Origin of the sequence: Pantoea sp. RG18, from assembly GCF_025910075.1 — a bacterium.
GTDB lineage: Bacteria > Pseudomonadota > Gammaproteobacteria > Enterobacterales > Enterobacteriaceae > Pantoea > Pantoea agglomerans.
This window is the reverse complement of sequence record NZ_JAPCIL010000015.1, coordinates 1-16,080: the sequence shown is the minus strand read 5'-3', so window position 1 is coordinate 16,080 and position 16,080 is coordinate 1. Positions and strand designations below refer to the sequence as shown.

General features: G+C 53.7%; 15 protein-coding genes, 1 tRNA gene and 1 rRNA gene. 14 read left to right on the top strand and 3 right to left on the bottom strand.

From position 1 onward, the window contains the following. Nucleotides 1-271: 271 nt before the first annotated feature. Nucleotides 272-2,221, bottom strand: coding sequence for an RNase E specificity factor CsrD (gene csrD, locus OK409_RS16375; RefSeq protein ID WP_010699819.1), 1,950 nt, complete (start codon nt 2,219-2,221; stop codon nt 272-274). Between the two features lie 286 nt (nt 2,222-2,507). Between csrD and msrP the strand changes: the two genes are divergently transcribed. From msrP to OK409_RS16305, 14 genes are all read left to right on the top strand, one after another. Then, the gene (gene msrP / locus OK409_RS16370) at nt 2,508-3,512 is read left to right on the top strand and encodes a protein-methionine-sulfoxide reductase catalytic subunit MsrP (protein WP_010256016.1); all 1,005 of its coding nucleotides are present in this window, start codon (nt 2,508-2,510) and stop codon (nt 3,510-3,512) included. Next, nucleotides 3,513-4,118, top strand: a complete 606-nt coding sequence (gene msrQ, locus OK409_RS16365; protein ID WP_010699820.1) for a protein-methionine-sulfoxide reductase heme-binding subunit MsrQ — start codon at nt 3,513-3,515, stop codon at nt 4,116-4,118. It begins immediately after the preceding gene. Between the two features lie 232 nt (nt 4,119-4,350). Further along, a complete protein-coding gene (aroQ, locus tag OK409_RS16360; protein WP_010256011.1) occupies nt 4,351-4,803 on the top strand; it encodes a type II 3-dehydroquinate dehydratase in 453 nt (150 codons plus the stop codon). 25 nt (nt 4,804-4,828) lie between these two features. After that, nucleotides 4,829-5,290, top strand: a complete 462-nt coding sequence (gene accB, locus OK409_RS16355) for an acetyl-CoA carboxylase biotin carboxyl carrier protein (RefSeq protein ID WP_010256009.1) — start codon at nt 4,829-4,831, stop codon at nt 5,288-5,290. A gap of 11 nt (nt 5,291-5,301) precedes the next feature. Continuing rightward, nucleotides 5,302-6,651 carry an acetyl-CoA carboxylase biotin carboxylase subunit gene (gene accC / locus OK409_RS16350; RefSeq protein WP_010256007.1) on the top strand — a complete coding sequence of 450 codons (1,350 nt, stop codon included), beginning with the start codon at nt 5,302-5,304 and terminating at the stop codon, nt 6,649-6,651. Nucleotides 6,652-6,723: 72 nt separating this feature from the next. Continuing rightward, nucleotides 6,724-6,966 (top strand): YhdT family protein, encoded by a 243-nt coding sequence (locus OK409_RS16345; RefSeq protein WP_010256005.1) that lies wholly within the window; start codon nt 6,724-6,726, stop codon nt 6,964-6,966. After that, nucleotides 6,956-8,401: a sodium/pantothenate symporter gene (panF, locus tag OK409_RS16340; RefSeq protein ID WP_050680388.1), complete on the top strand. Its 1,446-nt coding sequence runs from the start codon at nt 6,956-6,958 to the stop codon at nt 8,399-8,401. Before OK409_RS16345 ends, panF begins: the two co-directional genes overlap by 11 nt. 16 nt (nt 8,402-8,417) lie before the next feature. Then, a complete protein-coding gene (prmA, locus tag OK409_RS16335) occupies nt 8,418-9,299 on the top strand; it encodes a 50S ribosomal protein L11 methyltransferase (RefSeq protein WP_010699821.1) in 882 nt (293 codons plus the stop codon). Between the two features lie 367 nt (nt 9,300-9,666). Then, the gene (gene dusB, locus OK409_RS16330; RefSeq protein ID WP_008925814.1) at nt 9,667-10,632 is read left to right on the top strand and encodes a tRNA dihydrouridine synthase DusB; all 966 of its coding nucleotides are present in this window, start codon (nt 9,667-9,669) and stop codon (nt 10,630-10,632) included. A gap of 23 nt (nt 10,633-10,655) precedes the next feature. Then, entirely contained in the window at nt 10,656-10,952 is a 297-nt protein-coding gene (fis, locus tag OK409_RS16325) for a DNA-binding transcriptional regulator Fis (protein WP_003855228.1), read from the top strand. A 543-nt stretch (nt 10,953-11,495) separates the two neighbouring features. Next, the gene (locus OK409_RS16320; protein WP_010255984.1) at nt 11,496-12,521 is read left to right on the top strand and encodes an amino acid ABC transporter substrate-binding protein; all 1,026 of its coding nucleotides are present in this window, start codon (nt 11,496-11,498) and stop codon (nt 12,519-12,521) included. Nucleotides 12,522-12,589: 68 nt separating this feature from the next. Next, nucleotides 12,590-13,768 carry an amino acid ABC transporter permease gene (locus tag OK409_RS16315; RefSeq protein ID WP_154210829.1) on the top strand — a complete coding sequence of 393 codons (1,179 nt, stop codon included), beginning with the start codon at nt 12,590-12,592 and terminating at the stop codon, nt 13,766-13,768. Nucleotides 13,769-13,783: 15 nt separating this feature from the next. Then, nucleotides 13,784-14,884, top strand: a complete 1,101-nt coding sequence (locus tag OK409_RS16310) for an amino acid ABC transporter permease (RefSeq protein ID WP_010255980.1) — start codon at nt 13,784-13,786, stop codon at nt 14,882-14,884. A gap of 8 nt (nt 14,885-14,892) precedes the next feature. After that, nucleotides 14,893-15,654, top strand: a complete 762-nt coding sequence (locus OK409_RS16305) for an amino acid ABC transporter ATP-binding protein (RefSeq protein WP_010699823.1) — start codon at nt 14,893-14,895, stop codon at nt 15,652-15,654. Nucleotides 15,655-15,848: 194 nt separating this feature from the next. Here OK409_RS16305 and rrf read toward each other — a convergent pair. Both rrf and OK409_RS16295 read right to left on the bottom strand, forming a co-directional pair. Beyond that, nucleotides 15,849-15,964: ribosomal RNA gene (gene rrf / locus OK409_RS16300) — 5S ribosomal RNA — on the bottom strand. A 34-nt stretch (nt 15,965-15,998) separates the two neighbouring features. Further along, nucleotides 15,999-16,074: transfer RNA gene (locus OK409_RS16295), tRNA-Thr, on the bottom strand. Nucleotides 16,075-16,080: the final 6 nt, after the last annotated feature.

Genomic DNA, 16,080 nt, shown 5'->3' with positions numbered 1-16,080 from the left:
TCCGCTTACTTTACCAACCACACGAAGCTGCCACAAGGCGCAAAAACGTTCTGCTTCGGTGAAAAAAGACGCCTGATTGCGTTTAAGTCATCTGAACTGGCGATCCACAACAGCAGAATGGCGACCAGACGCCATCAGCACTGCATTTCACGCTATTTCCCCTCGCCCTGTCCGACATAAAATCTAACATTTCCGGCAGTAAGTTCAGAGGTTCAGACGCGGATAAACATTAAAAAAAACCGTAAATTTCCGTCAGTACGACCGCAATTCATTAAATACGGTAACGTTGTGAATACTTCTTCACGTTACTGTTAACCGGAAGCGAGGGAGCAAAAAAGTCGCCCTGCCCACCTGCTACGCCCAACGCGACTAAAGTTTGCCACTCCGCTTTAGTGCGGACACCGGTAGCAAACACCTGAATGCCCGTACATTTACAGACTTCCAGCAGACTCTGCACAAACAGCTGATTTTCAGTCCGTCGCTCAATATTGCGTACCAGACCGGCATCAAGCTTGATCAGTTCCAGCGGCAGCTGTCGTATGTAGGCGCTGCTTACCACGGTTAAACCCGCCTGATTTACCGCAACCCGACAGCCAAAAGCCTTAAGTGCGCGGAAAACTGGCGTTAAACGGTTGATGTGTTGACAAACATCTGCCTCGGCAAGTTCAAATAAAAATCGTTTTCTTTGCGCTTTCGGGCACTGCAGCAGCATGTTCTGCAGCCAGAGGACAAAAGAGCGCTGCAGAAGCGAGGTAATCGTCACCGGGATCACCAGCGTCTCTTCTGGCCAGAGTTCAGAGAGTGCCGCAATGCGAGTCATTAACTGGCGATCCCAGCCATCAGCCATGCCGAGCTGCTGTACCAGGGGCATATATTCTGCGGCCAGCACTTCTTTATCGCCATCGAAGATGCGGGTCAGCATTACCCGGTGCTGTACCTTACCCTCAATATTGACGGTGGGTTTATGATAGAGCCGCGGGCCGCCACGGCTAAGCGTGTTCTCCAGCAGGGTTCGCCAGCGCACACTACCCCGCCCGGCGTCCTGCGGATTTCCGGCACCATTGGTCCAGTTGTTGCCGCCCAGCAGTGCCGCACGTCGGGTAGCCATTTCGGCATTTTCCATCACCTGCGGCACAGTCTGCCCGCTGTGCCAGGCGCTGATACCGATATGAATGAGATCATCACGATTAACCAGCCGCATCGGCGGCAGGGAATCAACGGCATTGATCAGCTGATCCGCAATACTGTTTGCCTCTTTGAGACTGCGATGCGGCAGTAGCACGGCAAAATCACTGCGGAAATAGCGTGCCAGCAGGGCGCCAGGATAGCGCAGCACAAAGGTGGAAAGCATGTTGACGAAATTGAAGAGGTACTCCTCAACCAGCCCCGGCTCCAGCGAATCCTTCAGCGTGTCCAGATCGGGCAGGCGCACCATCATCACCACACCATGGGTGCCGACTGCTTCCTGATCCTCCAGCAGGGTGGCGAGCTGGTTATCAAAGAACAGCCGGTTGTTGAGACCGGTGCGTCCATCCTGCGCAGCAAAGGTGCGGATCAGCGTGTCGATACGCAGACGCTGTTCGCCCGCTTCCTGCAGATCCGCCAGCAACACATCCAGTGCGCGGCTCGCTCTCGGTGGCCACTCATCCGCACCGCGTTTCGGCATTACACCGCGCTCACCGCTGATAATCGCCTCTGCCCGTACTTCAAGATGCTCCATACCGCGCCACTGCCGACTGAGCCAGCGATGCATCAGCAGCAGCACCAGACTCATCACCAGCATGACGGTAAACAGGATGCCCAGCGTAGAGGTGCCGGTAATGGAGCGCAGCCAGGTTTTGGCAGGATCAAGGGTGACGACCCGCAGCTCTAACCCCGTCTGGTGCATCAAAGGCACATCGACCTGGATAAAACGATTAGGTTCGTCTTCCAGCATCTGGTTTTCGTGTCGGGAGAGGGTAAGGAAAGTCTGCCTGCCGTTGTGAAGAGAAATCTGCTCGGCATTCATTATCGGCATCATACGCGTGAGCCAGACATGCAACTCTGCCGGCGTCTGGGTGAACATCGCCTGATCCACTTCGGTCGCCAGTATCTGCGCCCGATGTTCAACCCGCTGATGACTGAACCAGAAAACACTGAATGCACAGCCTGCCAGCATCAACGACATGGCCAGCAGGCTTAAAAAGGTAATAAACGCAGATAATTTTGTGGTTAATCGCATCCCTGTGCCTGTATTACTGCGGTGATAACCGGATCACCCAACCTTGTACCGTCAGCCTGACGAAAACGCGAGCAAAAATAGCATAATTTGCCGTTGCCGACAGCGCCGGGACGTATGAAGCCGAAGTATATCGTCGGGATATCATCGCTGACGTTGATCCTGGCACTTTTCGGTGCATTCTCATCGTACCGGCCAGCCAGGAAATTTCACATTTTCAGGGCGAAACTGGCTGATATCAGTAATAGTCATCATGCTGGTTAATGACATCCTGTCTGGAGAAGGCACCATGAAACGCACACCCCGTCTGACCGAAGCCGACGTAACGCCGGAAAGCATTTTTAACATGAAGCGCCGCCAGGTGCTGAAAACGCTGGGACTGAGCGCAGCGGCGATGGGTATGCCGGGCGTGGCGCAAGCCGATATTCTCAGCTGGTTCAAAGGCAACGATCGCCCACCCGCGCCAGCAGGCCGGCCGCTGGACTTTACCAAACCAGCGCAATATCAGGCCGATCTGACCTTAACGCCTGCGGATAAAGTTTCCGGCTATAACAACTTCTATGAGTTCGGGCTGGATAAGGCCGATCCGGCCGCCAATGCCGGTACGCTGAAAACAGAGCCCTGGAAACTGACCATTGATGGCGAAGTGGCTAAGCCCGTGACCCTGGATATGGATGACATCTTTAAACGGTTTGCCATGGAGCAGCGAATCTATCGCATGCGCTGCGTGGAGGCCTGGTCGATGGTGGTGCCCTGGATAGGCTTTGAGCTGAATAAGCTTATCTCTCTGGCGGAACCCACCAGCAAAGCGCGTTTTGTCGCCTTCCAGACGCTGTACGATCCTGAGCAGATGCCAGGTCAGAAAGATCGCTTTATTGGCGGCGGACTCAATTATCCCTATGTCGAAGGTTTACGTCTGGATGAAGCCATGCATCCGCTGACCATTCTGACCACCGGCGTCTATGGCAAAGCGCTGCCGCCGCAGAATGGCGCGCCGATTCGCCTGACGGTGCCGTGGAAATATGGTTTTAAGGGCATTAAGTCGATTGTCAAAATCACCCTGACCGCAAATCAGCCACCAACGACCTGGAACCAGATCGCCGCAGATGAATATGGTTTTTATGCCAATGTGAATCCGCATGTTAATCATCCACGCTGGTCGCAGGCCACTGAGCGATTTATTGGCCCGGGCGGCAGTCTGAAGGTCGAACGTCAGCCAACGCTGCTGTTTAACGGCTATGCCGAACAGGTTGCGTCGCTCTATCGTGGCCTGGATTTACGGGAGAATTACTAGGTGGTACGCCTGTCGATAAAACAGATCACCTGGCTTAAGGTGATTCTGCATCTGGCGGCCCTGTTGCCGCTGGTTTATCTGGTTCTTGCCGCGATGCAGGGCGGCCTGAGTGCGGATCCGGCAAAAGATATTCAGCATTTTACCGGCCGCATGGCGCTGAAACTGCTGCTGGGTACGCTGCTGGTCTCACCGCTGGCACGTTATGGCAGGCAACCGCTGTTAATCCGCACCCGGCGTCTGCTTGGCGTCTGGACGTTTGTCTGGGCTTCTCTCCATCTGCTGAGCTATTACCTGCTGGAGCTGGGCGCTGACAATCTGCGTCTGCTGGGCAGCGAGCTGATTTCCCGTCCCTATCTGACACTGGGGATTATCAGCTGGCTGATATTACTGGCCCTGGCGCTGACGTCGTTTCAGCGCGCTCAGCGCAAGCTCGGTAAGCGCTGGCAAACCCTGCACAACGCGGTCTATCTGGTGGCCATTCTGGTGCCGATTCACTATATCTGGTCAGTGAAAACCGTGTCACCCCAGCCACTTATCTACGCACTACTTGCTGCAATACTGTTAGCCTGGCGTTACAAAAAATTTCTCAAATGGTGGCCTCGCTAGCGCTTCACCCGTTGTTTTCCTCTGCACTTTTCTGATAAAAGATGTGGCCCGCAGGCCACATCCGATCATCTTCGCAGATAAGACCAGTATTTTGCTGCGAAATGACACGAAACGGATATAATGCCCGGCTTTATTGCTCGTCGGGTCTTCTTTTTCATTCTCAAAGGTGACAAATGAAGATTCGCAAGGTATTTTACGCGATGCCTCAATGATTGCGGGAGATGGCAGCACGATGGCGCATAAATTACATATTCTGCTTTTAAACGGGCCCAACCTGAACCTGTTGGGAACGCGTGAACCTGAGAAGTATGGTCATACCACGCTGCGTCAGATCGTTGACGATTTGACACGTCAGGCAGACCAGTTGAATGTGGAATTGAGCCACCTGCAAACCAATGCTGAATTTCAGCTGATTGATCGCATTCATGAGGCCAAAGGCAATGTGGATTACATCATTATTAATCCTGCCGCGTTTACCCATACCAGTGTCGCACTACGTGATGCCCTGCTGGCGGTAGAAATACCGTTTATCGAGGTTCATCTCTCCAACGTGCATGCCCGCGAGCCCTTCCGCCATCACTCCTATCTTTCTGATGTCTCTGCTGGCGTGATCTGTGGGCTTGGCGCTGACGGCTACACATGGGCTTTACAAACGGCAGTAAAACGCCTGTCTCAAACTAATTAATCAAACTGAGTACGGAACCCCACTCATGGATATTCGTAAAATTAAAAAACTGATCGAACTGGTTGAAGAGTCTGGCATTTCAGAGCTGGAAATTTCTGAAGGTGAAGAGTCCGTTCGCATCAGCCGTGCACCTGCAAACGTGGGTTACCCGATGATGCAGCAGACTTACGCTGCGCCGGTTCAACAGCCTGCTCTGGCAACAGCTGTTGCTCCTGTTGCAGCGGTTGCCGAAGCGGCACCGGCTGAAATCAGCGGTCACATCGTGCGTTCACCAATGGTAGGGACCTTCTACCGTACGCCGAGCCCGGATGCGAAAGCCTTTGTGGAAGTCGGCCAGAAAGTGAATGCCGGCGATACCTTGTGCATCGTCGAAGCCATGAAAATGATGAACCAGATCGAAGCTGACAAATCAGGTGTAGTGAAAGCGATCCTGGTTGAAAGCGGTCAGCCGGTCGAATTTGACGAGCCACTGGTTATCATCGAGTAACGGGGCAGATCATGCTGGATAAAATTGTTATTGCTAACCGTGGTGAGATTGCGCTGCGCATTCTGCGTGCCTGTAAAGAACTGGGCATCAAGACTGTTGCGGTACACTCAAGCGCGGATCGTGACCTGAAGCACGTGCTGCTGGCAGACGAAACCGTCTGCATCGGCCCGGCGCAGTCAGTTAAAAGTTACCTCAACATCCCGGCGCTGATCTCTGCTGCAGAGATCACCGGCGCGGTGGCGATTCACCCTGGCTACGGCTTCCTCTCTGAGAATGCCGATTTTGCTGAGCAGGTTGAGCGCTCCGGCTTTATCTTTATCGGTCCGAAAGCAGACACCATTCGCCTGATGGGCGACAAAGTCTCTGCGATTAATGCCATGAAGAAAGCAGGCGTCCCAACCGTACCCGGTTCTGACGGTTCGCTGACCGATGATATGGAAAAAAACCGTGCCTTTGCGAAGCGCATCGGTTATCCGGTCATCATCAAAGCCTCTGGCGGCGGCGGCGGTCGTGGTATGCGCGTTGTGCGCAGCGACAAAGATCTGGAACAATCCATCAACATGACGAAAGCGGAAGCCAAAGCGGCTTTCAGCAACGACATGGTTTACATGGAGAAGTATCTGGAGAATCCGCGCCACATCGAGATTCAGGTTCTGGCTGACGGCCAGGGCAACGCGATCTATCTGGGCGAACGTGACTGCTCTATGCAGCGTCGTCACCAGAAAGTGGTTGAAGAAGCGCCAGGCCCAGGTATTACTGAAGAACAGCGCAGCTTTATCGGCAATCGTTGTGCCAAAGCCTGTATTGAGATTGGCTATCGTGGCGCAGGTACCTTCGAGTTTCTGTACGAAAACGGTGAGTTCTACTTCATTGAGATGAACACCCGTATTCAGGTGGAACATCCGGTGACCGAGATGATCACCGGTGTGGATCTGATCAAAGAGCAGCTGCGCATTGCTGCGGGTCAGCCACTGTCGATCAAACAGGACGAAGTGGTTATTCGCGGACATGCGGTCGAGTGCCGTATTAACGCTGAAGATCCGGTCACCTTCCTGCCAAGTCCGGGTAAAATCACCCGCTTCCATGCGCCAGGCGGTTTTGGCGTGCGCTGGGAGTCGCATATTTACTCAGGCTACACCGTACCGCCGTATTACGACTCCATGATCGGTAAGCTGATCACCTATGGCGAAACGCGCGACGTGGCTATCGCCCGCATGAAGAATGCGCTGGCGGAACTGATCATCGACGGTATCAAAACCAACGTTGAACTGCAGATGAAAATCATGTCCGACGAAAACTTCCAGCACGGTGGAACCAATATCCACTATCTGGAGAAAAAACTCGGCTTGCACGAGAAGTAAACGCAACGCTGAGTCAGTCAGAGGCCGGTTAATCCGGCCTTTTTCTTTTGCCGCTGGCGTTAAGGTTGAATCATGGATGCTCGTTTTATACAGGCACATAAAGAGGCGCGCTGGTCGCTCTACCTCACCCTGCTCTGGCTCGCAGCCTGGGGGCTTTCTGCCTGGCTGGGTGGCAGTGAAATTGGTATCACCGGCCTGCCGCGCTGGTTTGAACTCTCCTGCCTGTTTGCTCCCCTGTTGTTCATATTCCTGTGCTGGATGATGGTGCGGTTAATTTTCCGCGACATGCCGCTGGAGGACACAAATGAACAGTGAAATTATCCTGCCGTTACTGATTTATCTGGTGTTGATTGCCGCGCTGTCGGTGTTTGCCGTGCGCAAAAGGCGCGAGGGTAGCTTCCTCACTGAATATTTCCTTGGCAGCCGCTCCATGGGCGGATTTGTGCTGGCGATGACGCTCACCACCACCTATATCAGCGCCAGCTCGTTTATTGGTGGTCCCGGTGCCGCCTACAAATATGGGCTGGGATGGGTATTGCTGGCGATGGTGCAGGTGCCCGCCGTCTGGCTCTCGCTGGGTGTGCTGGGGAAAAAGTTTGCCATCCTGGCGCGTAAGCATAATGCGGTGACGCTGAATGACATGCTCTACGCCCGCTATCAGAGCCCGCTGCTGATCTGGCTGGCGAGTCTGAGCCTGCTGGTTGCCTTTATCGGTGCCATGACGGTGCAGTTTATTGGCGGCGCGCGGCTGCTCGAAACCGCCGCAGGCATCCCGTATGACACGGGTCTGCTGATTTTTGGCGGCACTATTGCGCTCTACACCGCTTTTGGCGGGTTCCGTGCCAGCGTTCTCAATGACGCCATGCAGGGCATCGTGATGCTGATTGGCACATTTCTGCTGCTGTTCGCGGTGATTCATCAGGCTGGCGGCCTGAGCACGGCCGTGCAGAAACTGCATGACATTGATCCCGCTCTGCTGTCGCCGCAGGGACCGGGTGAGATTATAACGCCGACCTTCCTCAGTTCATTTGTCGTGCTGGTCTGCTTTGGGGTGATTGGCTTGCCGCATACTGCGGTGCGCTGCATCTCTTATAAAGACAGCAAGGCAGTCCATCGGGCCATTATTCTGGGTACCATTGTGGTGGTGATCCTGATGCTGGGAATGCATCTGGCCGGTGCGCTGGGCAGGGCGATACTGCCGAATCTGACCGTGCCGGATAGTGTTATACCCACCCTGATGATCACTGTGCTGCCACCGTTAGCTGCCGGACTGTTTCTGGCAGCCCCCATGGCCGCCATTATGTCGACCATTAATGCCCAGCTGTTACAGGCTTCGGCCACGCTGATCAAAGATCTCTATCTGCGTGTCGCCCCGCAGCAGATGGAAAATGAGACGCGGCTGCGGCTGTTATCTGGCACCATTACGTTCGCACTGGGTATCCTGCTGCTGATTGCGGCCTGGAATCCACCCGATATGATTATCTGGCTCAACCTGCTGGCCTTTGGCGGCCTTGAGGCGGTTTTCCTCTGGCCGCTGGTACTGGGTCTCTACTGGGAACGCGCTAATGCCGCAGGCGCCATCACCGGCATGGTGGTGGGTGGAGGCTGCTACGCTTTTCTGGCGAGCCTGAACCTGCAGATTCTGGGTTTTCATCCCATTGTGCCCTCACTGCTTTTAAGCCTGCTGGCATTTTTAGTGGGCAACCTGTTTGGACGCGCGCCGCAAACGGTCGACGCGCCGCAACATTGACGGAAAGAGAGACGTTATGCCGTGGATTCAAATCAAAATTAATAGCTCAGGTGAACACGCGGAAACGCTGAGCGATGCGCTGATGGACATCGGTGCGGTTTCAGTGACCTTTCAGGATACCAACGACACGCCGGTGTATGAGCCGCTGCCAGGTGAAACCCGCCTGTGGGGCGATACCGATGTTATCGGCCTGTTCGATGCAGAAACTGATATGGCCGCGATTACCGCCGAACTGGCGCAGCATCCGTTGCTGGGCGCCGGTTTTCGTCACCGGATCGAGCAGATCGAAGATAAAGACTGGGAGCGCGAATGGATGGAAAACTTCCATCCGATGCGCTTCGGTGAGCGGCTCTGGATCTGTCCGAGCTGGCGTGATGTGCCGGATCCTGATGCCGTCAACGTGATGCTCGATCCCGGCCTGGCGTTTGGGACCGGCACGCATCCGACCACCTCACTCTGCCTTACCTGGCTTGACGGGCTGGATCTGGTGGGCAAAACGGTGATCGATTTCGGCTGTGGTTCGGGGATCCTGGCGATCGCCGCACTGAAGCTGGGTGCGGCTCAGGCGATCGGGATTGATATCGATCCGCAGGCTATTCAGGCCAGCCGGGATAATGCTGAGCGCAACGGCGTCTCTGATCGCCTGTCGCTCTATCTGCCCCACCAGCAACCCGAAAATCTACAGGCTGATGTGGTGGTGGCTAATATCCTGGCCGGCCCGCTACGTGAACTGGCCCCGCTGATCAGCGTACTGCCGAAGTCTGGCGGTCATCTGGGACTCTCGGGCGTGTTAGAGAGCCAGGCAGAGAGCGTCTGCGAAGCGTATGTCAGCGAGTTCACGCTCGACCCGGTTGCGGTTAAAGAGGAGTGGTGCCGGATTACCGGGATTAAATCCTGAATATGGCGCCTGTCTGCCCCCTCTGATATCGCGCTGCCCGGAACAAAGTGCCTTAACAGAACATTCAGCCAGCCCGTAGCGTAAGTTGCGGGCTTTCCCGATTTGAAATGGATGCTTGTATCGTTAATCACGGCATGTGACGTTTTTTATCTGGCGAATTGACGTACTTTTCTGGAAAAACTTTTGTTCACAATTTCAGCATAAATTGTTAAATCATTGATTTTTAAGCTTAATAAATATGCACATCGATCATGACCCGGATTTCATTGATCTTTCTTGCTGATTGTTCAAAGTTTGGCCTTTCATCTTCCTGCAAAAATGCGTAATATACGCCGCCTTGCAGACACAGTATGGCCATTCTGACTTCATGCGTATTGGAAACCTCCAGCTGAGAAATCGACTGATTGCAGCACCGATGGCCGGTATTACCGACAGGCCGTTCAGGGCGCTGTGTCACGAAATGGGTGCAGGCATGGCAGTTTCTGAGATGTTGTCTTCAAACCCGGAAGTCTGGGCTAGCGACAAATCTCGATTACGTATGGTTCACAGCGATGAGCCAGGCATTCGCGCCGTGCAAATTGCCGGTTGCGATCCCAGTGAAATGGCGCAAGCTGCACGCATTAATGTTGAGGCTGGTGCACAGGTCATCGACATTAATATGGGATGCCCTGCCAAGAAGGTTAACCGCAAAATGGCGGGTTCAGCCTTGCTGCAATATCCCACCGTGGTGGAGTCAATTCTCTCCGCAGTGGTTAATGCAGTGAATGTGCCGGTTACGCTGAAAATTCGTACTGGCTGGGATCCTGAAAACAGGAACTGTGTCGCGATTGCCCAATTGGCTGAACGCTGCGGTATACAGGCTCTGACGATACATGGTCGCACTCGTGCCTGCCTGTTCAACGGAGAAGCTGAATATGACAGCATTCGGACAGTTAAGCAGAGTGTCTCCATTCCGATTATCGCGAATGGAGACATAACTGACCCGCATAAAGCCAGAGCGGTGCTCGACTATACAGGGGCCGATGCTCTGATGATAGGACGTGCTGCTCAGGGAAGACCGTGGATCTTCCGGGAAATCCAGCATTATCTGGACACTGGGGAGTTGCTTGCCCCGCTGCCGATGGCAGAGGTCAAGCGCTTGCTTGTTTCGCATATACGTGAGCTGCACGACTTTTACGGTTCAGGCAAGGGATACCGTATAGCGCGAAAGCACGTCTCCTGGTATCTGCAGGAGCACGCCCCGAATGACCAGTTTCGGCGCACATTCAACGCCATTGAGGATGCCAGCGAACAGCTGGAGGCGTTGGAGGCATACTTCGAAAATCTTGCGTAACGAAATAAAGAGCTGAAAGAACTATGTTCGAACAACGCGTAAATTCTGACGTACTGACCGTTTCAACCGTTAACTCACAGGATCAGGTAACTCAAAAACCTTTGCGTGATTCGGTTAAACAGGCACTGAAGAACTATTTTGCTCAACTGAATGGTCAGGATGTGAGCGACCTGTATGAGCTGGTTTTGGCTGAAGTCGAGCAGCCTCTGTTGGACATGGTGATGCAGTATACCCGTGGCAATCAGACCCGTGCTGCCCTGATGATGGGTATCAACCGCGGTACGCTGCGTAAGAAATTGAAAAAATACGGCATGAACTGATTTTTAGTTCTGTCTGTAAATCACGCCAGCCTTCGGGCTGGCGTTTTTATTTGTGCGTCGACGCACAAAGCCACGGTAATGATAGTGAAACAGTTTCCGGTAATATGGTAACTGTAGTTGCAATCGCTGGCGTGATATTTCACCCTCTCGCTTTCGCCCGCTGTGATTTGACTTAGTGCCTGCCTGACCCTCACCTCGCTTCACATCCCCGCCACTGCTGGGTATGTGACTTTCTGCGCATTAAAAAGCAACGCAATCTCTTCATACATTTCTGCCTGAGTGAATGCTCACACTGCTCCCACATAGTGAAACTATTTGCACTAAATGTGATCGGGTCGACTCGCATTGCTTCCTTTTGGTGCGCCATATTAGCGGAACTTTCTAAGTGCTTCCGATTATTAACCGTTCTTTCATACGAATTCAGGAACCTGCAAACCTGGCATCAGCTTTGCAGAGTCGTGGATGGCTGACCGCCACAGACAGGAAAAACGCACACTAAAGTGCGCAAACATAACAACATGATCCCGCCACACAGGATGCTTTATGAAAAAGATGATGCTCTCTACGCTGATCGCTGCTGCCTCGCTGGTTGCCGTTGCTCAGCAAGCACACGCAGGCACCACACTGGATGCGATAAAGAAAAAAGGGTTTGTTCAATGTGGTATCAGTGACGGCTTGCCGGGCTTCTCCTATGCAGATGCTGGCGGCAAGTTTACCGGTATCGATGTGGATGTGTGTCGTGCGACGGCTGCCGCTGTGTTTGGTGATGCGACCAAAGTGAAATATACCCCGCTGACCGCGAAAGAGCGTTTTACCGCTCTGCAGTCCGGCGAGGTGGATGTGCTTTCACGTAATACCACCTGGACCTCATCGCGCGATGGCGGCATGGGCTTCCTGTTTGCGGGCGTGAACTATTACGACGGTATCGGCTTCCTGACTCACCAGAAGGCCGGCCTGAAAAGTGCGAAAGAGCTGGATGGTGCCACCGTCTGTATTCAGGCGGGAACCGACACCGAGCTGAACGTAGCGGACTTCTTTAAAGCCAACAAAATGCAATATACGCCTGTAACCTTCGACCGCTCTGATGAATCGGCTAAAGCGCTGGATAGCGGACGTTGCGATACGCTGGCGTCTGACCAGTCTCAGCTTTACGCATTACGCATTAAGCTGGGCAAACCGGATGAATTTATTGTTCTGCCCGAAGTGATCTCCAAAGAGCCGCTGGGGCCGTTGGTGCGTCGTGGTGATGATGACTGGTTCACCATCGTGAAGTGGTCGCTCTACGCCATGCTGAATGCGGAGGAGATGGGCATCTCCTCGAAGAACGTTGATCAGATGACGGCCAAGCCAACCACACCAGACATGGCACACTTCCTGGGCGCCGAAGGTGATTTTGGTAAGGATCTGAAGCTGGATAACAAGTGGGCCTACAACATCGTCAAGCAGGTGGGTAACTATCAGGAAAGCTTTGACCGTAACGTCGGTAAAGACAGCGCACTGAAGATTGCACGTGGTCAGAATGCGTTGTGGAACCAGGGCGGTATTCAGTACGCACCACCGGTACGTTAACAGACCTCACTAATCGGGCACCCTATTCTGTGGTGCCCTACCCCAGCTTTCGTTACTGAGGTTTCAACATGTCACAACGCCCAACCGTGAAAAGGGATTTTTCATTTGGTAATCCCACGGTTCGCGCCTGGATTTATCAGCTCATCGCCATCGTCGCGGTGCTTGGTGTGGTGGGTTATCTGGTGCATAACACCATTATTAACCTTGCCAATCGCGGCATTACATCGGGGTTTGGATTTCTTGAGCGCACTGCCGGTTTCGGCATCGTTCAGCATCTGATTGAGTACACTGAGGGAGATACCTACGCGCGCGTGTTTCTGGTCGGATTAACCAACACGCTGCTGGTCTCTGCACTCTGTATTGTTTTCGCTTCGATTCTCGGATTCGCGGTCGGTCTTGCCCGCCTTTCTGACAACTGGCTGCTGCGGAAACTCTCGAATATCTATATCGAAACCTTCCGTAATATCCCACCCCTGCTGCAAATCTTCTTCTGGTACTTTGCAGTCTTACGCAATCTACCGGGCCCACGTCAGGCGCTGAATGCTTTTGACCTGGCATATGTCAGTAATCGCGGACTCTACGTTCCATGGCCGACCTATGCAGCAGGCAGCTGGCCGTTTGTTATTGCACTGCTTCTGGCCGCGGCTGTGAGCTATGGCCTGTACCGCTTTAACCGTAAACATCAGCTGAAAACCGGTCAGTTACGTCGCACATGGCCCGCTGCCGTTGTGATGCTGATTCTCTTTCCTTTGCTTGCACACATTGGGTTTGGCCCAGCCACGCACTGGGATGTGCCACAACTGCGCGGTTTCAATTTCCGTGGCGGCTCGGTGATGATACCGGAGCTGGCAGCCCTGACGCTGGCACTGTCGATTTATACGTCGTCGTTTATTGCTGAAGTGATCCGCTCCGGGATCCAGTCGGTCCCCTATGGTCAGCATGAAGCAGCGCGGTCGCTGGGGCTGCCTAATCCGGTTACGCTGCGCCAGGTGATTATTCCTCAGGCCATGCGCGTCATTATTCCGCCACTAACCAGCCAGTATCTGAACATCGTGAAGAACTCTTCACTCGCCGCCGCTATCGGTTATCCCGATATGGTGTCGCTGTTCGCCGGATCGGTACTGAATCAGACCGGTCAGGCCATTGAGACGATTGCTATCACGATGGGCGTTTACCTGATTATCAGCCTGCTGATATCAATGCTTATGAACTTCTACAACCGCAAAATTGCGCTGGTTGAGCGTTAAGAGAACGGGATAACTATGTCTGTGACTACGCATGAAACGCCCCCCGTCCCGACGACTCTGGTCAGTCGCGCCTGGTTTTGGGCTCGTAAAAACCTGTTTTCCAGTTGGTTTAATACGCTACTGACGCTGTTTTGCATCTGGGTTATCTGGCACGTCATTCCACCCGCGCTGAACTGGCTGGTCTTTCAGGCAAACTGGATCGGCACCACGCGCGCCGATTGCACCAAAGAGGGTGCCTGTTGGGTCTTTATCCATGCTCGTTTCGGCCAGTTCATGTATGGGCTTTACCCGCATGAATTGCGCTGGCGTATTAACCTGGCGCTGGTGATCGGCCTGTTGTCGATTGTGCCGATGTTCCTGAAGAGCCTGCCGTATCGTGGACGCTACATTGCTGCCTGGGCTGTCATCTATCCGGTGATTGTCTGGTTTCTGCTGTATGGCGGCTATCTGGGGCTGGAACGTGTCGAAACACGTCAATGGGGCGGATTAACGCTGACGCTGATTATTGCGTCGGTGGGTATTGCCGGTGCACTGCCGCTGGGTATTTTGCTGGCGCTGGGCCGTCGCTCACGCATGCCGGTCGTGCGCACGCTGTCGATTATCTTTATTGAGTTCTGGCGCGGCGTGCCGCTGATTACCGTGCTGTTTATGTCATCCGTGATGCTGCCGCTGTTTATGTCTGAAGGCACTAACATCGACAAGCTGGTGCGCGCGCTGGTCGGCGTCATTCTGTTCCAGTCCGCCTATGTGGCAGAGGTGGTTCGCGGTGGCCTGCAGGCACTGCCGAAAGGTCAGTACGAAGCAGCCGAATCTCTGGCGCTGGGCTACTGGAAGACGCAGATGCTGGTTATTCTGCCCCAGGCGCTGAAGCTCACTATTCCCGGCCTGGTCAATACCATCATCGCACTGTTTAAAGATACCAGCCTGGTCATCATCATTGGTCTTTTCGATCTGTTCAGCAGCGTCCAGCAGGCAACGGTCGATCCGACCTGGCTGGGGATGTCGACCGAAGGTTATGTCTTTGCTGCACTGGTCTATTGGATCTTCTGTTTTAGCATGTCGCGCTACAGCCAGTATCTGGAAAAGCGCTTTCACACCGGGCGTACATCGCACTGAGGTTTTACATGACTGACTCTATGACACACTCTTCCGACGCGTTGATGATCTCGCTTGAGAACGTGAATAAATGGTACGGGCAATTCCATGTACTGAAAGACATCAACCTGCAGGTTAAACCCCGTGAACGCATCGTACTGTGCGGACCTTCCGGCTCCGGCAAATCGACGACGATCCGCTGTATCAACCATCTGGAAGAGCATCAGCAGGGCCGCATTGTTGTTGACGGTATCCATCTTAATGATGACGTTCGTAACATTGAGCGCGTGCGCACCGAAGTCGGTATGGTCTTCCAGCACTTCAATCTCTTTCCACATCTGACCGTACTGCAAAACTGCACGCTGGCACCTTCCTGGGTAAGAAAGATTCCAAAGAAGGAAGCTGATGAGCTGGCCATGCACTATCTGCAACGCGTGCGTATTGCCGAGCATGCACATAAGTTTCCGGGCCAGCTCTCTGGCGGACAGCAGCAGCGTGTCGCCATCGCCCGCTCACTCTGTATGAAGCCCAAAATTATGCTGTTTGATGAGCCCACGTCAGCGCTGGATCCTGAGATGGTTAAAGAGGTGCTGGATACGATGATTGGTCTGGCTGAGGATGGGATGACTATGCTGTGCGTCACCCATGAGATGGGCTTTGCCCGAACGGTGGCTGACCGGGTGATCTTTATGGATCGGGGAGAGATCGTCGAAGTCGCGCCACCGCAGGAGTTCTTTGCGAATCCAAAATCGGAGCGTACCCGGGCGTTTCTATCGCAGGTTATTCACTGATCAGACGTTCAGTTATCTCACTACCCGGCCTGGTGCCGGGTTTTTTTATGGCCTGAACAGCCGCTTTAATATGCTTACTGACCTGTTGCTGTTATGAATAAACAGACAGATACGCTGTGAAGAGGGAGTTTTATTGCGGTTTGCTACAACGAAAAAAGCCCTTCGCATACGCAAAGGGCTCTCTCTTATTTGATGCCTGGCAGTTCCCTACTCTCGCATGGGGAGACCCCACACTACCATCGGCGCTACGGCGTTTCACTTCTGAGTTCGGCATGGGGTCAGGTGGGACCACCGCGCTACAGCCGCCAGGCAAATTCTTTTATTTACCGAACTCGTGTCTTAACTGGTGCTGATACCCAGAGTCGAACTGGGGACCTCACCCTTACCAAGGGTGCGCTCTACCAACTGAGCCATATCAGCACACTA